The 18,101-nt window shown below is 73.6% G+C and carries 13 protein-coding genes; 7 read left to right on the top strand and 6 right to left on the bottom strand.

Annotated elements, in window-relative coordinates; genetic code table 11:
- Positions 1-71: 71 nt before the first annotated feature.
- Positions 72-1,163 carry a histidinol-phosphate transaminase gene (gene hisC, locus IE331_RS00835; protein ID WP_192139580.1) on the bottom strand — a complete coding sequence of 364 codons (1,092 nt, stop codon included), beginning with the start codon at positions 1,161-1,163 and terminating at the stop codon, positions 72-74.
- Between the two features lie 307 nt (positions 1,164-1,470).
- On the opposite strand from hisC, the gene IE331_RS00830 reads away from it, so the two are divergent.
- Complete coding sequence (locus IE331_RS00830; protein WP_192139578.1) at positions 1,471-6,657, top strand: DUF7927 domain-containing protein; 5,187 nt, start codon at positions 1,471-1,473, stop codon at positions 6,655-6,657.
- A gap of 80 nt (positions 6,658-6,737) precedes the next feature.
- Here IE331_RS00830 and IE331_RS00825 read toward each other — a convergent pair whose 3' ends face one another.
- Positions 6,738-7,637 (bottom strand): dimethylarginine dimethylaminohydrolase family protein, encoded by a 900-nt coding sequence (locus tag IE331_RS00825; RefSeq protein WP_192139576.1) that lies wholly within the window; start codon positions 7,635-7,637, stop codon positions 6,738-6,740.
- Positions 7,638-7,736: 99 nt separating this feature from the next.
- On the opposite strand from IE331_RS00825, the gene IE331_RS00820 reads away from it, so the two are divergent.
- The 6 genes from IE331_RS00820 (at position 7,737) to IE331_RS00795 (ending at position 12,387) form a co-directional block, all read left to right on the top strand.
- On the top strand, positions 7,737-8,408 hold the full coding sequence (locus tag IE331_RS00820) for a GntR family transcriptional regulator (RefSeq protein ID WP_192139574.1): 672 nt from the start codon (positions 7,737-7,739) through the stop codon (positions 8,406-8,408).
- Between the two features lie 10 nt (positions 8,409-8,418).
- Entirely contained in the window at positions 8,419-8,793 is a 375-nt protein-coding gene (locus IE331_RS00815; RefSeq protein ID WP_192139571.1) for a phage holin family protein, read from the top strand.
- On the top strand, positions 8,790-9,365 hold the full coding sequence (locus tag IE331_RS00810) for a low molecular weight protein-tyrosine-phosphatase (RefSeq protein WP_201930843.1): 576 nt from the start codon (positions 8,790-8,792) through the stop codon (positions 9,363-9,365). The genes IE331_RS00815 and IE331_RS00810 overlap by 4 nt, the downstream gene beginning before the upstream one ends.
- On the top strand, positions 9,362-10,225 hold the full coding sequence (locus tag IE331_RS00805; RefSeq protein WP_192139569.1) for a fructosamine kinase family protein: 864 nt from the start codon (positions 9,362-9,364) through the stop codon (positions 10,223-10,225). Before IE331_RS00810 ends, IE331_RS00805 begins: the two co-directional genes overlap by 4 nt.
- A gap of 69 nt (positions 10,226-10,294) precedes the next feature.
- Positions 10,295-10,996: a response regulator transcription factor gene (locus IE331_RS00800; protein ID WP_192139567.1), complete on the top strand. Its 702-nt coding sequence runs from the start codon at positions 10,295-10,297 to the stop codon at positions 10,994-10,996.
- The gene (locus tag IE331_RS00795) at positions 10,996-12,387 is read left to right on the top strand and encodes a sensor histidine kinase (protein ID WP_192139564.1); all 1,392 of its coding nucleotides are present in this window, start codon (positions 10,996-10,998) and stop codon (positions 12,385-12,387) included. Before IE331_RS00800 ends, IE331_RS00795 begins: the two co-directional genes overlap by 1 nt.
- Positions 12,388-12,401: 14 nt before the next feature.
- Here IE331_RS00795 and IE331_RS00790 read toward each other — a convergent pair whose 3' ends face one another.
- The 4 genes from IE331_RS00790 to IE331_RS00775 all read right to left on the bottom strand — a co-directional run bounded on the left by IE331_RS00790 (position 12,402) and on the right by IE331_RS00775 (position 18,069).
- The gene (locus tag IE331_RS00790; RefSeq protein ID WP_201930841.1) at positions 12,402-13,712 is read right to left on the bottom strand and encodes an anthranilate synthase component I family protein; all 1,311 of its coding nucleotides are present in this window, start codon (positions 13,710-13,712) and stop codon (positions 12,402-12,404) included.
- Positions 13,703-14,293 carry an anthranilate synthase component II gene (locus IE331_RS00785; protein ID WP_192139562.1) on the bottom strand — a complete coding sequence of 197 codons (591 nt, stop codon included), beginning with the start codon at positions 14,291-14,293 and terminating at the stop codon, positions 13,703-13,705. Before IE331_RS00785 ends, IE331_RS00790 begins: the two co-directional genes overlap by 10 nt.
- 10 nt (positions 14,294-14,303) lie before the next feature.
- Positions 14,304-16,040, bottom strand: coding sequence for a sulfatase-like hydrolase/transferase (locus IE331_RS00780; RefSeq protein ID WP_192139560.1), 1,737 nt, complete (start codon positions 16,038-16,040; stop codon positions 14,304-14,306).
- A gap of 100 nt (positions 16,041-16,140) precedes the next feature.
- Positions 16,141-18,069: an anthranilate synthase family protein gene (locus IE331_RS00775; RefSeq protein ID WP_192139558.1), complete on the bottom strand. Its 1,929-nt coding sequence runs from the start codon at positions 18,067-18,069 to the stop codon at positions 16,141-16,143.
- Between the last annotated feature and the right edge of the window lie 32 nt (positions 18,070-18,101).

Below are 18,101 nucleotides of genomic sequence, written 5' to 3'. Positions count from 1 at the left end.
CCCACCCCCACCCACCCCGACCCGTCGCTTGTGTCGGGGTTACGCCGACACAAGCGACGGGTCGGCGACTCTCAGGTCGGCAGAAACGACGGGTCGGCGAGCTGGAGGAGGCGGTCGTTGGCCTCGGGCTCGCCGATGCTGACCCGGGCGCCGTCGCCGGCGAAGGGCCGGACCGTGATCCCGGCCTCGCCGGCCGCGGCGGCGAAGTCGAGGGTGGCCTCCCCGAGCGGCAGCCAGACGAAGTTGCCCTGCGCGTCCGGGACCTCCCAGCCGGCCGAGCGCAGCCCCTCGAGCACGCGGGTGCGCTCGCCCACCAGCGCCTCGACCCGCTCGAACAGCGCGTCCTCGGCCTCGAGCGAGGCGATGGCGGCCGCCTGTGCCACCCCGGAGACGCCGAACGGGAGCGAGACCGCCCGGAGCGCGGCCGCCACCGGCGCCTGCGCGACGGCGTACCCGACCCGGAGGTTGGCCAGTCCGTAGGCCTTGGAGAAGGTCCGGGTGACGACCACGTTGGGGAACTCGCGGTAGAGCGCGAGCGCGTCCACCGGGTCCGGGCGGCGCACGAACTCGACGTACGCCTCGTCGACGACGACCAGCACCCGGGGCGGGACCTCCGCGAGGAAGGCGCGCAGCGCCGTGTGGCTCACCGCGGGGCCGGTCGGGTTGTTCGGCGTGCAGACCATCGCGACCCGGGTCCGGTCGGTGATCGCGGCCGCCATCGCGTCGAGGTCGTGCTCGCCGCTGCCGGTCACCGGCACCTGGACCGAGGTCGCGGCGGCCGCCGAGACGGCGATCGGGTATGCCTCGAACGAGCGCCAGGCGTAGACCACCTCGTCCCCGGGGTCGCAGAAGGCCTGCAGCAGCTGGTAGATCAGCGCGACCGAGCCGGTGGCCGCGGCCAGGTCCTCGACGGGTACGCCGAAGCGCGCGGCCAGGGCGTCGTACAACGCCGTGCACCCCATGTCCGGGTACCGGTTCATCTGCTCGACCACCGAGGTGGCCGCCGCCACCACACCGGGCAGGGGCGGGTACGGGTTCTCGTTCGAGCTCAGCTTGTACGCCGTCAGGCCGGGGCGGGCGACCGGGGGCTTGCCGGGCACGTAGGCGGGGATGGTGCCGACGTTCTCGCGCGGTCGCACGGTCGAGGGTGTGGTCTGGTCCATGCGCGACACCCTAAGGCCGGACCGGACTGGTCCACCGGCCACCGACCCCCGCCCCGGCCCTGCGGCGCCACGCTCCCGGCGCATGGCCCACGTGGCACTGGGGTGGGGACTGGGGGCCACCCCTAGTGCCGCCACCGGCCTGCGGACGCAGGGTGAGAGCACGTGACATGTCGTCTCGTCCCGGACCGATGTCAGGTCGGTCCGGTGGCGGGACGTCGCACTCCCGGAGCTGTTCCGGGAGGTCTTCGAAGTCTTGGGGGGACTGCGCCATCGGGTGCGCGAGCCCTCCAGCCCGTGGGGGGAAGTTGTGAACGCATCCGCTCGTCGTGCCGGCCGTCCGGTCGGCTCCATCCAGATCGTCCTCCGGTTCGCGGTGGCCCTGGCCGTGGCGCTCCTGTCGCTGCCGCTGCTCGGCGGGGCCGCGCACGGCGCCGACGGCGTCGACCCGGCAGCAGATGCCGGCACGGAGAGCCCGTCGTCCGCGGCAGAGGATCCGGCTCCCGCCACGGATGGCGGCGCCGCCGGCTCGGCGACCGAGCCGGCCGGTGACCCGGAGCCCGCCCCCGAGCCCGCCCCGGAGCCCGCCGCCGAGCCCGCCGACGAGGCCCCCGCCGCGACCACGACGAAGGAGCCGGCCCCGGCCGGCCCGGCCCCCGCGACGCGCCGGCTCACCCAGCAGGTCGAGCAGACGCCCACCACGCAGACCGCCGGCTGCTCCGTGTCGTCCTTCCAGCAGAACACCCGGCAGGACCGCACCGGCAGCTGGATCAACGGCGCCCTGAACCACAACAACTCCTCCTACGCCGAGGGCGACCACGTGCCCCAGCGGGCGGTGCTCAACGGCCTGCAGCCCGGGGAGCACACGCTGCAGTTCAGCTACGACCGCACGAAGAACGGCAAGTACGCCTACGACTTCGTCAGCAACCTGGGCATCGTCGGCGGCACCGCCACCTGGGACGCCGCGGCCCCCACCCCGCCCATGCCGTTCGCCGAGACCGTGTTCGTGACGATCACCTTCACCGTCCCGGCCGGCAGCAACGGCACCGTGACGATCACCTGGGACGGTCACATCGCCTCGGAGGTGGACTACGGGCCGGGCACGGGCGCCGGCTCCATCAACGGCGCGTCGTACCACTTCTCGCTCACCGGCCTCAGCTGCGGCAACGTCGGCCAGCAGGACAACCAGCTCATGGCGTCCGCCGTCGACGCGGGCGTCATCACGATCGTCAAGGACGCCAAGCCCGACGCGGCCCAGGACTTCACGTTCTCGCTCGCGGCACCCAACGGCGGGGCCGCGGTGACGCTGGACGACGACCCGGACAGCGACACCCCGAACCAGGTCACCTACCGGGTGGCCCCCGGCACCACCACGGTCACCGAGACCGCGATCCCCGACGGCTGGTCGCTCACCGGCCTCGTCTGCGACGGCGGGTCGCCGCAGAAGGACCTCGCCAAGGCCCGTGTCTCGGTGACCCTCGCCGACGACCAGCACGTGACCTGCACCTTCACCAACACCCGGGAGGCGACGGTCCGGGTCGACAAGTACTGGGTGATCAACGGTGGTACGCCGATCGTCGACGGCTCCACGCCCGAGCACCTCGAGCTGGACGCCCACGTGCACATCGGCGGCTTCCACGAGCCCTGGGCCACCGACGTCGGCGGCTTCAAGCCGGGCGACGAGGTGCTGCTGAGCGAGGACGCACGGACCACCAACCCGCTGTGCACGCTCACCGGCACCCACATCGACACCAACGGCGGGATCATCCCGGCGACGGTGCGGCTGCAGGCGGGCGCGAACCGCTACACGATGACCAACTTCGTCACCTGCGAGGCCAAGCTCAAGCTGGTCAAGGAGGTCGTCAACGACGACGGCGGCACGGCCGGTGCCGAGGACTGGACGCTGCACGCGGGCGGCAGGTCCGGCCCGTCCGGCAGCTCGTTCACCGTGGCCGCGGACAGGACCTTCGACCTGAGCGAGACCGGAGGCCCCGAGGGCTACTCCCTGACCGGGATCGTCTGCTCCGACGCCCCGCAGACCCCGGTCACCTCGGTGACCTCGGCCGCCGGGCGCAAGACCACCTGCACCTTCACCAACGACGACGACCCCGGGACCCTGACCCTGCAGAAGCGGGTGCTCGACCCGGACGGCTCGGGCACGCTGATCGAGGCCGAGGACTTCACCCTCACGGCGACCCCGCTCGGCATCGACGGGCAGGACGTGGTCTCCGGCGCCGGTGGCGTCGAGGCCGCCGCGGTGCACGCCGGCCGCTACGCCCTGAGCGAGAGCTACGACGGTGACGAGGACGACTTCATCGAGGGCGACTGGAGCTGCGTCGGCGGCTCCTTCGACGGCGAGTCCGACGTCGTGACGGTGGCCAACGGCGGGACCGTGACCTGTCAGATCACCAACACCGCGGTGGCCCCCCTGCTCACCCTGGTGAAGTACGCCGACGCCGGGGACACCGGGGCCGACGCCGACCCCGAGCGCTGGACGCTCTCCGCGTCCGGGCCGGAGACCGAGGCCGGGGCCGGTGGCTTCGGACCGACCGCGATGATGATCGGCGACTACGACCTCTTCGAGACCGGGCCGGGCGCGCCCGGGTGGAAGCAGTCCGACTGGGAGTGCGACAGCACCTCGGTCCGCACCGACGAGGACGGCACCGGGCACCTGACCCTCGGCCTCGGCGACGTCGTGATCTGCCAGGTCACGAACACCGCGGTGGAGCCGAAGCTGACCCTGAAGAAGATCGTCGACAACGCGGGCACCGGCGGCACCGCCGAGGCCACCGACTGGACGCTGCGGGCCGAGAGCAGCACCGACCCGGCGACGTACCTCGAGGGTGCCGGCGGCGCCACCGGCCGGCTCCCGGTCGGCAGCTACGACCTCTCGGAGCGGGGCGGCCCGGTCGGGTACGACGCCGGTGCGTGGATCTGCGACGGCGAGGAGGTCACCGGCGACCGGGTCCTGCTCGAGCTCGGCGACCGCGTCACCTGCACGGTCACCAACACCGCACAGGGCAGCACGCTCACGCTGCTCAAGCACGTGGACGCCAACGGCACCGGCGACACCACCCCGGCGTCCGCCTGGGAGCTCACGGCCACCGGGCCCAGCACGGTCAGCGGCACGAGCGGTGTCAGCGAGGCCGTCCGGACGGGCCGCTACCTGCTCTCCGAGGACGGCCCGGACGGCTACGCCCAGGTCGGCTGGCAGTGCGACGGCGCGTGGCACGACGACGGCAGCGCGGTGATGGTCGGGCTCGGCCAGGACGTCACCTGCACGGTCACCAACCGCGCCAAGGCCCCGGACCTGACGCTGCTCAAGAGCGTCGACGCCAACGACACCGGAGTGGTCGAGCCGGACACCGCCTGGACCCTGGTCGCCACCGGGGCCGGAGGGACGATCAGCGGCACCGAGGGCGAGCCGGAGATCAGCGGCGCCGCCGTGCAGGTCGGCACCTACGCGCTGACCGAGTCCGGGGGTCCGGACGGCTGGGAGCAGGTGGGCTGGGAGTGCACCGGCGCGAAGGCCTGGACCGAGGGCGGCGACACCCTGGTCGAGATCGGCCTCGGCGACTCCGTGACCTGCGAGGTCACCAACCGGGCGATCCCGTCGACATGGGCGGTCACCAAGTCCAACTCTCCCGGGAGCGGCGAGACGGTGGGCAGCGGGGAGGTGATCACCTACTCCGTCACCGCGACCAAGTCGGCGACCGGGGTGGCGATCCTCGACGCCGTGGTCACCGACGACCTTTCCGACATCATGCCCAGCAAGGGCACGCTGGTGCCGGGAAGCATCGTCGCCCCGGCCGGCAGCAGCGCCGAGCTCCTCGGCACCGACCTGGTGTGGACGATCGATGAGCTGGGCGGGACGCCGCAGACCCTCGAGTACCAGGTCCGGGTCGGGGACCTGCACGGCGTGACCCTGCGCAACCACGCGACCGGGTCCGGCGCCGAGAAGTGCGAGAAGGGCGACCCCGACTGCACGACCGTCAACCACACGCCGCACTGGGTGCTGGAGAAGTCCAGCACCACACCCACCGTGGTGGAGCCCGGGGACGACATCGGCTACCGGCTGACCGTCACCAACGACACCGCCGCGGCGGTCGTGGACGACGCGGTCGTGCTGGACGACATCTCCGACGTGCTCGAGCACGCCAGCCTCGACGAGGGTGCCCTGCCGGCCGGGGTGACCCTGACCGACGGGGTCCTGCGGTGGGTGGTCCCCGAGCTGGGCCCGGGCGAGAGCGCCAGCGTGGACTACACCGTCACCGTCGACACCGAGGGTGCGTGGGGTGTGGATCTGGTCAACATCGCGACGCCGGAGGAGCCGGACGGCCCGGGCGAGTGCGTCGAGCCCGAGGACTGCACGACGACGCACGAGACCCCGGACGTCACCACGCTCGTGGTGAAGAAGGTCGACTTCGAGACCGCCGCGGTGCTCGGGGGCGCCACCTTCGGCCTCTACGTGGACCACGAGCCGTACGCCGACCCCTCGGACCCGGCGCGCGGCCCCGAGGACACGCTCGTGAGCGAGCAGGTCACCGGACCCGCCGGCCTGGCGAAGTGGGCCGAGATCCGGCCGGGTGAGTACCTCGTCGAGGAGCTCGCCGCCCCGGTCGGCTACCACCTGCCGGACCAGCCGCTGATGGTGGTGTCCGTCGTCGAGGGCGAGGGCGGGAACTTCGTCCCCGGTGGCGAGATGGCCGCGATCGTCTTCCGCGACTTCGCGCAGGGCAGCCTCTCGATCCTCGCGAAGAAGCAGTTCGAGCTCATCGGCGACGCCTGGGTCGAGAGCGACGGCGTCGTCGAGCACGGCGACACGGTGCGCTACGTCGTCTCGGCCGAGGCGATCGGCCCGAAGCTGTTCCACAACGTCGAGTTGAGCGACTACGTGCCCGGCTTCGACCCCGCGGACAGCACCTCCACGGGTCAGGCGACGCTGGTGCCGGACTCGGCGGTGTGCACCGGCGAGCTGCAGGCGATCTGCGAGGTCAGCATCAGCCCCGGCAACGAGATCACCTGGGCGCTGGGTGGCGGCGAGCCGATCACCGACGTGGCCGGGACGGTCGAGTTCGTCGTGCAGTTCCCGGAGCTGCCCGACGAGCCGCCGTACGACGCGGACGGTGTGTTCACCACGACGCTGTGGAACGTCGCCTACCTCGACCACGACGAGGTCTCGGGCGGCAAGCCCGGGCACCCGGAGTTCGTGCACCTGAGCAGCACCTCCAACGAGGTGCAGGTCACCGCGACCGCGCTCGAGCCGGAGACCCCGGTGGTGCCGCCGAACCCGCCGAACCCGCCCCAGCCGCCGGTGCCGCCGAACCCGCCGCAGCCGCCGGTGCCGCCGGCCCCGGGCCTCATCCCGAGCCAGCCGGTGCTGCCGAACACAGGGGCCCCGGCCAACCTGGGCCAGCTGGCGCTGCTGGGCGGCCTGGCCGTCGCCCTCGGGCTGATGCTGAGCCTGTGGCGCCGGCGCGACCCGGCAAAGGGCTGAGCGGGTGCGCTGAGGGCGCCGACAGCTGACGGGGCCGTGCCGGGGATCCCCCCGGAACCGGCACGGTCCCGTCGACCACCTCAGGGCAGGACGACGCTCCCGCCGGGCAGCGCCGGAAGGTCCCGACCCACGACGATGTCGAGCGGGTTGGTCAGGCAGCGGATCGAGCCGCCGCCCTTGTGGAACTCGGAGACGTCGACCAGCACGATCTCGAAGCCCCAGCCCTCGAGCACCGCGCGAACCCGGTCCGGGCAGGCGGGCATCACGACGGTCCGCCCGACGACGACCGAGTTCGCGCAGAAGGTCAGCGCCTCGGCCTCGGAGAGCACCAGCGGCTCCGGCACCAGCGCGAGCAGCGCCGCCGCGGACTCCTCGTCGAAGGCGTCCGGGCAGACCATCGCCCGGCGCCCGTCGAGCGGGTTGAAGGCCAGGTCCATGTGGTACATCCCAGGGTGGGTGATCCGGAAGCCGCGCACCCGCACGCCGAGCTCGACGGCGAGCTGCTTGAGCCCGAGCTCGTCGGTGCGAGGCCCGTAGCCCACGACCAGCGCGTCCCCGAACGGGAAGGCGTCCCCGGCCTCGAAGTGCGCGCCGACCCCGTCCCGACCGACGTACGCCGTGCTGCGGGAGCGGGCGAACCAGTCGCGCGCGGTCGCGGTCTCCATCCTCCGCTCAGGGAAGCGCATGTGGCTGAGCACCGCGTGTGCGGAGCCGTCCGGTCGGAGGACGCCGAGCCCGAGGTTCATCGCGTAGACCATGTCGGGGGCGTCCGGGCGCTGGTCGAGCACCTCGACCCGGGCACCGAGGCCCTCGAGCGTGGCCACCATGCGCTGCCACTGCGCCAGGGCGCGGGCCGGGTCGGGCTGGTCGGCGGGGTCCATGAACGGATTGATCACGTAGTCGACCCGGAAGTGGTCGGGGCGGACGGCCAGGTAGTGCCTGCCCCACGGGAGGACGGCGGGCGCACCGGTGCGGGTCATGGCACCTCATTCACTCTTGCATGATTGTCGGACAATCCGACACTAGCAGAGCCGGACAGGATGTGCCCGGTGGCAAGCCGATGCGGGACAATGGCCGGCATGTCGCAGTTCGACTCGCTGAGCCTCGAGGTCACCTCGACCGTGGACCGGGTCGTCGAGGAGCTGCGCCGGGCGCTCTTCGACGGCGAGCTCGAGGCCGGGACCCCCCTGCGCGAGATGGCGATCGCCGACAGCCTGGGCATCAGCCGCTCGACCGTCCGCGAGGCGCTCGGGGTGCTGGTCGCCGAGGGTCTCGCGGTCCGGCTGCCGAACCGCGGTGTCCAGGTCGCCTCACCCGATCCGGCGTCGGTGCGGGACCTGTGCCGGGCCCGGGCCGTCCTCGAGGCGGCCGGGGTGCGCGGATGGCCGGCCGCGGACGAGCAGCAGCGGGACGCCGTCCGTCGCGCCCTGGTCGACTACACCGCCGCGGTGCACGACGGCGCGTCGTACCAGACCCTCAACGAGCGGCACCTGGCGATCCACCTCTCCCTGGTCGGCCTGCTCGGCTCGCCACGACTGGTGGCCACCGCCGAGACGCTCAGTGCCGAGCTGCGCCTCGCCCTGGCCCAGATCGACCGGATCCGGCGCAACGCGCACGACCAAGCGGGGTCGCACACCCATCTGCTCCGGCTGCTCGAGCGCGGCGACGTCGAGGCCGCCGCGGCCGAGATCGGGCACCACCTGGAGGACGCCGAGGTCGCCATCCTCGCCGCGCTGGCCCCCGAGTCCTAGTCTGGGGCCCGTGGGCATCCTCTACCGACTGGTCAGCGTCAGCGCCGCACTCGCGGTGGCGGCGTGGCTTCTCGACGGCATCCGCATCGCGGGAGCGACCTGGCAGGACAAGGTGCCGACGCTGCTGGTGGTGGCCGTGATCCTCGCGCTGGTCAACGCCGTCGTGGCACCCGTGGCGAAGCTGCTCTCGCTGCCCGTGATCATCCTGACGCTGGGGCTCTTCCTGCTGGTCGTCAACGCCCTGATGCTGCTGCTCACCGCGTGGGTGGCCGACCAGTTCGACGTCGGGTTCACGGTGAACGGCTTCTGGAACGCCCTGGTCGGCGGGCTGGTGATCTCGCTGGTCACGATGTTCGTCAGCTCGGTTCTCGGGGACGACCGGTGACCGCGGGCCCCGCCCTCCCCGCACCGCGCCCCGACCGCACCGGCGACCCCGGCCGGCCGTACCGGATCGCGTTGGTCTGCCTCGGGAACATCTGCCGCTCCCCGATGGCCCACGTCGTGCTCGACGCCCGGCTCGCGGACGCCGGGCTGGCGGACCGGGTGCGGGTGGACAGCGCCGGCACCGCCGGCTGGCACGTGGGCCGCGGCATGGACGAGCGGGCCGCCGCCGCGCTGGCCGCGGCGGGACTGGACCCCACCCGGCACCGCGCCGCCCGGTTCACCGGCGACCGGGTCGGCGAGCACGACCTGGTCCTGGCCATGGACCACGCCAACCTCGAGGACCTGGCCCGGCTCGGCGTCGACCCGGACCGGCTCCGACTGTTCCGCGACCTCGACCCGGAGCCGGGGGACGGCGCGGTCCCCGACCCCTACTACGGCGACGACGACGGCTTCGCCGCAGTGCTGGGGATGGTCGAGCGGACCGCGGAGGCGCTGGTCGCCGGGCTGACCGAGCTGCTGCCGGGGTCCGGGGCGGCGACAGGCTCCGGGGCCGGCAGGACGGACCAGGCATGACCCGCCAGTCCGCGACCGCCCGCCGCGCCGAGGAGCTCCTCGGCGTTCCCGTCGTCGCCACCGCACCGGTCGCGGGCGGGGACATCTGCACCGCCACCCGGGTCAAGCTCTCGGACGGCCGCTCCGCGCTGGTCAAGACCCTGGCCCAGCCTCCCGACGGCTTCTTCGCCGCCGAGGCCAGGGGGCTGCGTCGGCTCGCGGACGTGGGCGGACCGGCCGGGCTGGCGGTCCCCGAGGTGCTCGCCGTCGCCGACGACTGCCTGGTGCTGCCCTGGATCGAGCCCGGCAAGCCCACCGCCGAGACCGCGGCCGCGTTCGGCCGGGCCCTGGCCGGCACGCACGGCGCCGGCGCGGCGGCGTACGGCGCGGAGCGGGACGGGTTCATCGGCCGGCTGCCGCTGCCGAACGCGCCCGCGGACACCTGGGCGGAGTTCTACGCCACCCGGCGGGTGCTTCCCTACCTGCACCTGGCCCGGGACCGGGGCGCGGTCTCGGAGCCGGAGGTGACGGCCGTGGAGTCGGTGGTCGGGCGGCTGGCCGAGCTGGTCCCCGAGGAGGGGCCGGCCCCGCTGCACGGCGACCTCTGGAACGGCAACGTGATCTGGGGTGCCGACGGCGCCGCCCACGTGGTCGACCCGGCCGCGCACGCCGGCCACCGCGAGACCGACCTGGCGATGCTGGCGCTGTTCGGCCTCCCGCACCTGCAGCGGGTCGTGGAGTCCTACGCCGAGTCCGCGCCCCTCGCCGACGGGTGGGAGGACCGGCAGGGCCTGCACCAGCTGCACCCGCTGCTCGTCCACGCCTGCCTGTTCGGCGGAGGGTACGGCGCCCGCGCCGCCGCCGTCGCCTCCCACTTCTGACCGCCCCTGCGGGGATGGCGGCGCGGGGAATCTCAGGCTGGGCTCAGGGGCGGCTGGCAGAGTGGAGTGGTGACTGCCCACCCCGCCGCCCGTGTGCTGGTCGTCGACGACGACCGCGCGGTGCGCGAGTCCCTGCGCCGCTCCCTCGAGTTCAACGGGTACGCCGTGTCGCTGGCCTCCGACGGCGCGGAGGCGCTGGCCGGGATCGGGACGATGCGCCCGGACGTCGTCGTGATGGACGTGATGATGCCGCGGCTGGACGGGCTGGAGACCACCCGGGCCCTGAGGGCGGCCGGGCACGACCTGCCGATCCTGGTGCTCACCGCCCGCGACGCCGTCGGTGACCGGGTGGAGGGCCTGGACGCCGGCGCCGACGACTACCTGACCAAGCCGTTCGCCCTCCAGGAGCTGCTGGCCCGGCTGCGCGCGCTCCTGCGCCGGGTGGTGCCGGAGGAGGACGAGTCGGACGAGCGGCTCTCCTTCGCCGACCTCAGTCTCGACGTCGCCACCCGGGAGGTCTGCCGGGGGGAGCGCCTGATCGAGCTGACCCGCACCGAGTTCACCCTGCTGGAGATGTTCCTGCGCCGTCCGCGACGGGTGCTCGAGCGGTCCTTCATCCTCGAGGAGGTCTGGGGCTACGACTTCCCGACCACCGCCAACTCGCTCGAGGTCTACGTCGGCTACCTGCGCCGCAAGACCGAGGCCGAGGGGGAGCCGCGGCTGCTCCACACCGTGCGCGGCGTGGGCTACGTGCTGCGGGAGAGCGCCTGATGCGTCTGCCGGCGCCACGACCCCGGTGGCACTACCGGCGGGGCCTGGCCAGCCGGGTCACCCTGCTCACCACGCTCGCGGTCGGGCTGACCGTCGCGGTGCTGGCCCTCGGCGCCTACGTGACCGTGCGGATGCAGATGCAGGCCGCCCTCGACGCCTCGCTCATCAACCGCGCCGAGCGGGCGGCGAGGACCCCGGCCCTCGAGCTCACCAGCGAGCTGAAGATCCCCTCCTGGGCGCTCGGCGCCGCCGACGTGCGGATCATCCTGCTCAACGTGGGCCAGCCGGCCCGGTCGATGGACGACGGACCCACCCTCCGGCTCGGCCCACCGGAGGCGGACGTGCTGCTGGGTCGCAGCGACCACGCCCTGCGCACGATCCAGGCCGACGACACCACCTACCGCGTCGCCACCGTCCCCGCGGGCCGGGGCTCGGCCCTCGTGGTGGCCCAGTCCGTCGAGCCCAACGAGCTGGTCCTGCACCGGCTCGGGATCGTCATGCTGCTCTTCGGCGCCGCCGGCGTGGTGGGGGCCGCCCTGGCCGGCTGGGGCGTGGCCCGCAACGGGCTCCGGCCGGTGCGCCGGCTGACCGACGCCGCGGAGGAGATCGCCCGGACCGAGGAGCTGCGGCCGATCACCGTCGAGGGCAACGACGAGATCGCCCGGCTGGCGCTGGCGTTCAACTCGATGCTGGCCGCCCTCGAGGCCTCCCGGGACCGGCAGCGGCAGCTGGTCGCCGACGCCGGCCACGAGCTGCGCACCCCGCTCACCTCGCTGCGGACCAACCTGGACCTGCTGCTGCAGGCCGACGCGACCGGTGGGATGGCGCCGACCGCCCGGGCCGAGCTGCTCTCAGACGTGCAGGCCCAGATCGAGGAGATGACCACGCTGATCGGCGACCTGGTCGAGCTGGCCCGCGAGGAGCCCTCGCCGCACGTGGTCAGCACCGTCGAGCTCCGCGAGGTGCTGGACCGGGCCTTGGTGCGGGTACGCCGGCGCGCGCCGGCCGTCGACTTCCGCGTGGACGCCGAGGTCTGGTGGCTGACCGGCGAGCCTGCCGCCCTGGAGCGGGCGATCACGAACCTGCTCGACAACGCCGCCAAGTGGAGCCCGGCCGGCGGCGTCGTGGACGTCGTGCTCCGCGACGGCGTGCTGACCGTGCGCGACCAGGGCCCGGGCATCGCCGAGAAGGACCTGCCGCACGTCTTCGACCGCTTCTACCGATCGCCGGAGTCCCGGTCGATGCCGGGCTCCGGCCTGGGCCTCTCGATCGTCCGCCAGGTCGCGCTCCGGCACTCCGGATCGGTCGAGGCCGGATCCGCCGCGGGCGGCGGCGCGGAGCTCACGCTCCGGTTGCCCGGGGCTCCCGAGCCGCGCGGCGCAGCGGACTGACCCCGGCCCCCGGTTCACTCCCCGGCCAGCACCCGCAGCAGCCGGTCCGCCTTCCAGCGGGACTCGGCGTACTCCTCGGCCGGCTCGGACCTGACCGTGATGCCGCCGCCGGTGCCGAGGGTCCAGTGGCCGTCGCCGGCCGTGGTCAGGCTGCGGATCACCACCCCCAGGTCGGCCCGGCCGTCCTCGGCGATCCAGCCGAACGCCCCGGCGTACACCCCGCGGGGGGTGGCCTCGACCTCCTCGATCACCTCCATCGTGCGCAGCTTGGGGGCGCCGGTCATCGACCCGGCCGGGAACAGCGCGCGCAGCGCCCCGACCGTCGTGACGTCGTCGCGGAGCCGGCCGCGAACCGTCGAGACGAGCTGGTGGACCGAGGGGTAGGACTCCACCTCCATCAGCCCCGGCACCGTGACCGTCCCGGGCCGGCACACCATGCCGAGGTCGTTGCGCAGCAGGTCGGTGATCATCAGGTTCTCGGCGCGCAGCTTGGGGTCGGTGCCGAGCAGCCTGCGCAGCCGCTCGTCCTCGGCCGGCGTCGCCCCCCGCGGCGTGGTGCCCTTGATCGGCTTGGTCTCGATCCTGCGGTGCCGGTCGACGGTCGCGTACCGCTCCGGGGAGCTGCTCAGCAGCCAGCTGCCCCGGTGCTGCAGGAAGCCGGCGTACGGCGCGGGGTTGAGCTCGCGCAGCCGGAGGTAGGCCGCGACCGGGTCCAGCTCGCTGGGCACGGTGATCCGGTGGGTGAGGTTGACCTCGTAGGTGTTGCCGGCGCGCAGGTGCTCCTGAACCCGGGCGAACGCGTCGAGGTAGACGGCGGGCGGGTCCGGCTCGTCGTCCGCCCGGGGCGACGGTGCTGCGCCGACGGCAGGGGGTGGGGCCGGATGGTCGATCACGTCGACCTGCCGGGCTCGCATCCAGACCGCGGTCGGGAGGCCCGCCGGATCCCCCGGCCGGACCGGAGGGTCGCTCAGGGCCGGCAGGTCCGGTCGCGAGGCGTAGCCGAAGTAGCCGACCCACTGGCCCCCGCCGCCCCCGGAGCGCGAGGAGCCCCCGGGACCCCCGCCGTCCCTGGCGATCTCGCGCTCGAGCACCGCGAAGACGTCGTCGCCGACCACCTCGGAGGCACCTCCGCAGTGCCGGATCACCTCGCCGGTCGCCGCGTCGTAGGTCAGCGAGACGTCGTCGTCGTCGAGCCAGCCGAGCAGCGAGCGGCGACCCGACCAGGCCCGGGCCCCGCCGCCGTCGAGCCAGAAGCAGCGGTCGTGGGTCGCGGCCATCTCGACGAACCGGTCGACCGGGTCCTCCGGCCCGCCGGTCACGGGCACCCCAGGAAGTTCTCGACCAGTCGGGCGCCGGAGGAGCTGAGGATCGACTCGGGGTGGAACTGCACCCCGTGCAGCGGCAGGTCGCGGTGCCGGACCCCCATGACGACGTCCGGCTCCCCGGGCGCCCCGGCGCAGGTCGCGGTCACGGCCAGCACGTCGGGCACGACGGTGGCCGCCAGCGAGTGGTAGCGCACCATCGGGACCGGCGAGGGCAGGCCGGCGAAGACGGAGGTGCCGTCGTGGACCACGTCGGCGACGTCGCCGTGCGCCGGCTCGACCCGCGCCACCACGCCGCCGTACGCCGTGACCAGGCCCTGCATGCCGAGGCAGACCCCCAGCACCGGCCGGGTGCCGGCGCGCAGCACCTCGGCCCCGACCGCGAAGTCCGTCGGCACCGCCGGGTGACCCGGGCCCGCCGAGAGCACGACGTGGCTGTAGGACAGCACCTCGGCGGCGTCGGCCTCGTCGTGCTGGAGCACGGCCGGGAGCTCGCCGGTGACCGCCGCGACCAGGTGCACCAGGTTCCACGTGTAGGAGTCGTGGTGGTCGACCACCACGACCCGCGGGGCGGCGGGCTTCACAGCCCGCAACCTACTGGGTCAGCCGCCGGCACCTCGCGCTGACCGGCTCGGAGCCGCGCACGTCGCGGCAGTCGAGGAAGCCCCGGATCCGCTTCTTGAGGAACCGGACCTCGGCCCGCTTGTCGGCCCGGGCCACGGTGTTGGTGCGCTCGAAGGGGGCGTCGCGGTAGTCGTAGAACTCCCAGGCGACGTCCTCGCCCTCCCAGCTCGGGTCCAGGTCGAGCCGCACCAGCAGTCCGGTCCGGCTCCGCACCGCGACGTAGGAGGGGATCCGGTCGATCGTCCCACCGGAGTAGGAGCGGTCCGGGTCGAAGCCGAGCGACGGCGCCCAGGTGTGCTCGATGAACGTCACCCCGCGCCGGTCCAGGTCGCGGTCGGCGAACGTGGGCACCAGCGACGTGCCGGCCCGGTAGCGCGGCGAGGTCGCCCCGGCCAGCTCCTCGAAGGTCGGGGCGAGGTCGATGTTGCTGACCACCTCGCGGCGGACCCCGGGCACCACGCCGGGCCCGGTGACGACCAGCGGGACGTGGACGTCGGAGTCGTAGGGCGTCCCCTTGCCCCGCCCCAGGCCGTGCTGGCCGAGGTGGAAGCCGTTGTCGGAGGTCAGCACCACGTAGGTGTCGTCGTCCACCGCGTCGAGGATCCGGCCCAGCATCCGGTCGACCGAGGCGACCATCCGGGCTCGGTTGCGGAGGCTGTCGGCCGCGTGCTCGGCGGCGAGCGGTGCCGCCTCGCCCTTCCAGGAGGGCGCCCGGGAGCCGTCGGCGTAGCGCGGCAGGTTGTCGTCCTGCGGGTCGCCGAAGCCGACCAGGTCCCGCTCGGTCAGGCGCGGGCAGGAGCGCAGGCCGCAGTTGCCGGTGCCCCGGCCGGGACCGGCCCGGTCGCGGAAGGCCGGCGGGAAGACCGGGTCGCCCGGGTAGGCACCCTCTGGGCCGACCCGGCTGTGCGGGGAGTAGGAGGCCACCTCCAGGAAGTACGGCGCCTCGTCGTCGCCGTGCTCGTCGAGGAAGTCCAGTGCCATCTGCTCGGTGACGGCGCCGACGTAGGCGGCGTCCTTGGTCGCGTCGTCGGCGTCGGCCGGGGGCGCCGGGTGGTCGCGGACCCGGAGCCGGCCGTCCTCGACGTAGCTGGACTGGAAGCCCCACCCGTCATAGGCGGACCCGAAGATCACGTTGAACTCGTCCCACCCGTCGACCAGCGGCGGGACCACGCCGTCGCGGGCCTCGTACTGGTTGAGGAACTTGCCGATGAAGCCGGTCGTGTAACCGCGCCGCTGGAGGGCCCGGCTGACCGTGCGCTCCTCGTTGCCGTAGGCGGCGTACGCCTCCCAGCCCCCGATCGGGCCGTAGGGGTTCGGGGTGTTGGCGGTGTTGGTGAGCACGCCGGTCTGGTGCGGGTACTGCCCGGTCAGCAGGCTGGCCCGCGACACGCAGCACAGCGAGTCGACGACGAAGGCGTTGCGGTAGGTCGCGCCCCGACGCTGCATGCGCCGGGCGTGGCGCATCGTGGGCAGCAGGTCGAGGGAGAAGTCGTCGAGCAGCACGAGGACGACGTTGGGCGGCGGGGCGAGCACGGGGCGGGCGCCGGTGGCGGCGCGCACCACGGTGTCCGCGGCCGACCGCGGGCCGGTGGCCTGCTGGTCGGGACCGACCGCGGTCGCGACCCCGTCGCCCGAGTGCGCGAGCGCCACCGCGCTCCATGAGACCAGGACGGCAAGCAGCACCGCCGTCACCACCCGAGCATGCACCGTCGACTCCCCCGTTCCGTCCGCCTGCCCATTGTGACGCCCTGGCGGGCCGATCGGTTGCCGGAGTCGACCGGAAAGTCGCGCTATTTCCCGCGGCCGGTCAGGCCAGCAGGTCGCGGACCAGGTCGTGGATCAGCCGGAAGCCGTGCTGAGTGAGGATCGACTCGGCGTGGAACTGGATCCCCCGGTAGTGCGACCCGGACACCAGGTGCACGTCGCCGGTGGCCGGGTCCACCTCCACCCCGACGCCCTCGGGCAGGGCCGTGCCCTCCGGCGCCCGGCCCACGAAGGTGTTGTAGAAGCCGACCCGCTCGGTGCGGCCGTCGATCGACACCGGCGACTGGGTGCCCTGGAAGACGATGTCCTTGAAGGCCAGCGGGATGCCGAGCAGGTGACACAGCGTCTGGTGGCCCAGGCAGACCGCGAGGAACGGTCGACCGGAGGCGAGCAGCGCGGAGGTCGCCGCCCGGAACGCCGCGATCTTGGGGTGGTCGCCGTCCCGGGGGTCACCGGGACCGGGGCCCACGATCACCAGGTCCGCCCCGTCGAGCACCCCCTCGGCGTAGTCCTCGTGCCGGACCACCCGGGAGGTCATGCCGATCACGCCGAGCACGTGGCGCAGCATGTTCACGAAGTCGTCCTCGCCGTCGAGGATCACCACGGACCGGCCGCGCAGCGACGGGTCCGGGTCGGTGCCGCCCTGGTCGGTGAGCCAGAACGTGCTCAGTCGCTGGTTGCGGGAGTTGAGCGCGATCAGCACGTCCTCGTCCCGGGTGAGGGCGGCGGTGTCGTCGGCCGGCACCGGAGCCGCCGGCACCAGGCCGAAGGCGGAGAGGATCCCGCCGGCCTTGGCGTGCGTCTCGGCGACCTCGTACGCCGGGTCGGAGTCGCGGACCAGGGTCGCGCCGGCACTGACCCGCAGGGCGCCGTCGGGGCTGACGTCCGCGGTGCGGATGACGATCGGGCTGTCCGCCGTGGGAGCCCCGTCGGCGTCCCGGCCGAAGAGGGCCAGGGCGGCGCCGTAGTAGCCACGGCCCTGCGTCTCGTACTCCGTGATGAGCCGGCAGGCGTTCTCCACCGGCGAGCCGGTGACGGTGGCGGCGTACATCGTGTCGCGCAGCACCTCGCGGACGTCGCGGCTGGTGCGACCTGCGAGGAGGTACTCGGTGTGCACGAGGTGGGTCATCGGCTTGAGGAACGGGCCGAGCACCTGGCCGCCCTCGTTGCAGATGTCGCACATCATCTTGAGCTCCTCGTCGACGACCATGAAGAGCTCGTAGATCTCCTTCTCGTCGGCGAGGAAGTCGAGCAGCGCCTGCTTGCCGCCGTCGGCGTCCGGGCCGCGCGGGATCCGGAAGGTCCCCGAGATCGGGTTCATCCGCACGTCGCCGCCGTGCACGCTGACGTGCCGTTCGGGGCTGGCGCCGATGAGGTACCGGTCTCCGGTGAAGAAGCAGTAGGTCCAGTAGGCGCCGCGCTCGCGCTCGAACAGCCGGCGCAGCACGGTCAGCGCGGTGCCCGCGTCCCAGCTCTCCACCTCGGCGCGGTAGTTGCGGGCGACGACCAGGTTGGCACCCTCGCCGTTGCCGATCTCCTCGGCGATGATCCGCTCCACGACCGTCGCGTAGTCGGCGTCGGAGGTCTCGAAGCCGCCGCGGTCGGAGAAGGTGACCGGTACGTCGGGCAGGGCGGCCAGCAGGTCGGCGTACGGCACCTCGGTCTCGGTGTCGACGTCGACGACCACGAGCGGGGCGCCGTCGTCGTGCGCCTCGAAGCCGCGCTCGCGCACCTGACGGAACGGCACCGCCACCAGCCGGTCGAAGCGCCGGCCCTCGGGAGGCGGACCCTCCTCGAGCGGGACGTCGAGCAACGAGCCGACCTCGGACCGGCTGCCCCCGAGCAGGGTCACGGTCGGTGAGTCGCGGAGCCGGACGACGGCCCAGGCCTCGCGCCCGCGCAGCTCCTCGAGCAGGGCGGCCGGGTCCGGCGCGGCGGGGTCCGGGGCTGAGGGGTCCGGGGCGGCGGGCATGGGCGGCACTCTATGTGCCGTCCTCCCTCTAC

Origin of the sequence: Nocardioides donggukensis (assembly GCF_014842875.1) — a bacterium.
Lineage (GTDB): Bacteria > Actinomycetota > Actinomycetes > Propionibacteriales > Nocardioidaceae > Nocardioides > Nocardioides donggukensis.
This window is presented reverse-complemented; position numbering and strand designations above follow the sequence as displayed.

What these genes read in the sequence shown, in the direction of transcription:
- IE331_RS00795 (WP_192139564.1), top strand. Translation starts at nt 10,996, where the DNA reads ATGCGTCTGCCGGCGCCACGACCCCGGTGGCACTACCGGCGGGGCCTG.
- IE331_RS00775 (WP_192139558.1), bottom strand. Translation starts at nt 18,069, where the DNA reads ATGCCCGCCGCCCCGGACCCCTCAGCCCCGGACCCCGCCGCGCCGGAC.
- IE331_RS00820 (WP_192139574.1), top strand. Translation starts at nt 7,737, where the DNA reads ATGTCGCAGTTCGACTCGCTGAGCCTCGAGGTCACCTCGACCGTGGAC.
- hisC (WP_192139580.1), bottom strand. Translation starts at nt 1,163, where the DNA reads ATGGACCAGACCACACCCTCGACCGTGCGACCGCGCGAGAACGTCGGC.
- IE331_RS00805 (WP_192139569.1), top strand. Translation starts at nt 9,362, where the DNA reads ATGACCCGCCAGTCCGCGACCGCCCGCCGCGCCGAGGAGCTCCTCGGC.
- IE331_RS00825 (WP_192139576.1), bottom strand. Translation starts at nt 7,637, where the DNA reads ATGACCCGCACCGGTGCGCCCGCCGTCCTCCCGTGGGGCAGGCACTAC.